Here is a 3,003-nt window from a genome sequence, read left to right as displayed (position 1 = left end):
AATGACGAAATTAGTTGAACACCACATGCACACCTATAAAACTGACGACCTGAGAATTTGCGAGACCAAAGAGGTCATTGCACCTATTCAGGTTCATGATGAAATGCCGCTCAGTGACATTGCCGCGCTAACGACACTAAAAGCAAGGCATGATATACATAACATTTTGAATGGCAAAGATGACCGCTTGCTGGTCGTGGTAGGCCCATGCTCAATTCACGATACCCAAGCCGCAAAAGAGTATGGCAATCTGCTAAAAGCAGCCAAGGATGACACAAAAAACGATCTTTTGATTGTCATGCGGGTTTATTTTGAGAAGCCACGGACTACAGTGGGTTGGAAAGGTTTGATTAATGACCCAGGCATAGATTCCAGCTTTAATATCAACAAAGGATTGCGCGTTGCACGGCAATTGTTACTGGATTTGAATAATATGGGGATGCCGGCAGCGACGGAATACCTGGATTTGATCACGCCGCAATACATTTCTGACTTGATTGCGTGGGGCGCCATCGGTGCACGCACCACGGAAAGCCAGGGACACCGTGAATTGGCTTCGGGCGTATCTTGCCCCATAGGCTTTAAAAACTCAACCGACGGCACTATAAAAATCGCTATTGACGCGATAGGTGCGGCGATGAGTCCGCATCATTTTCTGTCCCTCACCAAAGCCGGACATTCGGCGATTTTTTCTACAACGGGCAATGAAGATGTGCATATCATTTTAAGGGGCGGCAACGGCCACCCTAATTATGATGCCGTCAGCGTTGAGCAAGTTGCACAAGAAATGGTAAAGGCGAATCTCAGGCCGAATATCATGATCGATTTCAGCCATGCCAATAGTCTGAAGCAATGCCATAGACAAATTATCGTCGGCGAAGACGTAGCCGAACAATTAGCCAGCGGCGATCACAGGATCATGGGCGCTATGATAGAAAGCCATCTTAAAGCCGGTCGGCAAGATGTTATAGACGGGCAGCCACTAACTTATGGGCAAAGCATTACCGATGCTTGCTTGAGTTGGGATGATACTTTGCCGCTCCTAAAAAATCTGGCTAAGGCTGTGCAGAAACGCCGGGGTTCACAATTATGATCGTTTATGTCAATGGCGAAAGTCATGAACTTTCTGGAGACAAAAGAGTTGCTGATATTATTGCCCGCATGGGCTTGACCGACAAACGGATTGCGGTTGAATTGAATAAGGAAATTTTGCCTTTCGACCAATATCAAAACCAGTTGTTGCACAATGGTGATCACCTGGAAATTGTCCATGCGATCGGCGGTGGTCAGGACGACACCTTTACCGTTGCGGGTACTGCTTATCGCTCTCGGTTGTTGGTCGGCACGGGAAAATATAAGGATCTGGAAGAAACCCGGCTGGCAATCGAAGCCAGTGGCGCGGAAATTGTTACCGTGGCAATCCGCCGTACCAATATCGGCCAAAATCCTGGCGAGCCTAATTTGCTGGATGTCATCCCGCCGGATAAATACACCATTTTGCCCAATACCGCAGGTTGTTACACCGCCGAAGAAGCGGTCAGGACTTGCCGTCTGGCAAGGGAAATGCTTGGTGGTCACAAGCTGGTCAAGCTGGAAGTACTTGCCGACCAGAAAACCTTATTTCCTGATGTTGCCCAAACGTTTGTAGCCGCTGAACTGCTGGTTAAGGAAGGTTTTGATGTCATGGTTTATACCAATGACGATCCCATTGCCGCCAAACGGCTGGAAGACATCGGTTGCGTGGCCGTTATGCCGTTGGCAGCGCCCATAGGCTCAGGCTTGGGTATCCGTAATCCCTATAACATTTTAACCATTGTTGAAAATGCCAATGTCCCTATCCTGGTCGATGCCGGTGTTGGCACCGCTTCCGATGCGGCAATAGCTATGGAACTGGGTTGTGCGGGTGTGTTGATGAACACCGCCATTGCCGAAGCCAAAAATCCTGTATTGATGGCTTCTGCGATGAAAAAAGGCATAGAGGCAGGAAGGGAAGCATTCCTGGCCGGACGTATGCCGCGTAAGCGTTTTGCCTCTGCATCTTCGCCGATTGATGGGTTGTTTTTTTAAATTCGATTTACGACTAATAATTTGGGTTAAATACTATCCTGCAATCTGGAGAACAAATGGCTAATAACAAATTACGCGAAGTTATTTTAGGGGCTGTTTCCGGGATTATTGGTGTTGTGATTGGTTCAGTAGCGACTGGATTGATGAATGCACATATTCAAGAAAAGCAACAGCGTAGCCAAGCCGCACTTGACTCATTCAAATTTGATCAAGGAAATTATCCTGTCGAATATATTCAAATCAAGCAGTTTCTTAATGAAATGCGTAATCTCTCTATCGCTAGTAGTGAGACCATTTCCCAGTTAGCACAGCTTAAAAGGAAGTATCCTGACTGTTCTAAGGCTCTTACAAATGATTGTCGTGCGGCATGGGTAGAATCAATCCAAATAATGCGCAATGAGTTAGAGTCCGACGCAGTTAGCACAGAAGATCTCGATACAGTTCTTCGAGGAAAGTATGAAGTTGCTCAAAAAGCTTTCGAACGATTTAACAAATAACAATTATATCTGGCACTTACATTAATCCTAAGCCAGATGAATAGCCGATTAGGGTGCATTCCATGCACCAAATTTAAGTTGACATAGTATGTTGAATTTTTATGTCATCATCCAAAATCAATATTATGCGGTGCATAAAATGCATCCTACTTTATGTACTTAATGCCCGAACAAGCCGAACAATCACCAACCAGAATAATCCGTAGCTTCATCCGTCGGCAAGGCCGCATCACCCAAGGACAGCAGTTCGCCTTGGAAAACTTTTGGGACAAATACTGCCTAGCCCCAAACAAAGCACTGGACGCTATCCAGGTTTTTGGCCGTCATGCGCCTTTGTTCGTTGAAATAGGTTTTGGTAATGGCGATTGCTTGGCTAAATTAGCCGCCGCTAATCCTGATAATGGCTATATCGGCATTGAGGTACACCGCCCTGGCGTGG

3 protein-coding genes and 1 pseudogene are annotated in these 3,003 nt (G+C 46.3%); all 4 read left to right on the top strand.

What is annotated here, in order from left to right:
• Positions 1-25: 25 nt before the first annotated feature.
• The gene (locus ACLQ6D_RS14520; protein ID WP_411728030.1) at positions 26-1,093 is read left to right on the top strand and encodes a 3-deoxy-7-phosphoheptulonate synthase; all 1,068 of its coding nucleotides are present in this window, start codon (positions 26-28) and stop codon (positions 1,091-1,093) included.
• The gene (gene thiS / locus ACLQ6D_RS14515; RefSeq protein ID WP_411728029.1) at positions 1,090-2,067 is read left to right on the top strand and encodes a sulfur carrier protein ThiS; all 978 of its coding nucleotides are present in this window, start codon (positions 1,090-1,092) and stop codon (positions 2,065-2,067) included. The genes ACLQ6D_RS14520 and thiS overlap by 4 nt, the downstream gene beginning before the upstream one ends.
• A gap of 56 nt (positions 2,068-2,123) precedes the next feature.
• Positions 2,124-2,564, top strand: a complete 441-nt coding sequence (locus tag ACLQ6D_RS14510; protein WP_411728028.1) for a hypothetical protein — start codon at positions 2,124-2,126, stop codon at positions 2,562-2,564.
• Between the two features lie 162 nt (positions 2,565-2,726).
• Positions 2,727-3,003, top strand: a pseudogene (locus ACLQ6D_RS14505) (tRNA (guanosine(46)-N7)-methyltransferase TrmB); the annotation flags it as partial.

The organism is Methyloglobulus sp., assembly GCF_046714055.1.
GTDB lineage: Bacteria > Pseudomonadota > Gammaproteobacteria > Methylococcales > Methylomonadaceae > Methyloglobulus.
Note: the sequence above shows the minus strand (reverse complement) of the source record. Positions and strands in the feature narration are given on the sequence as shown.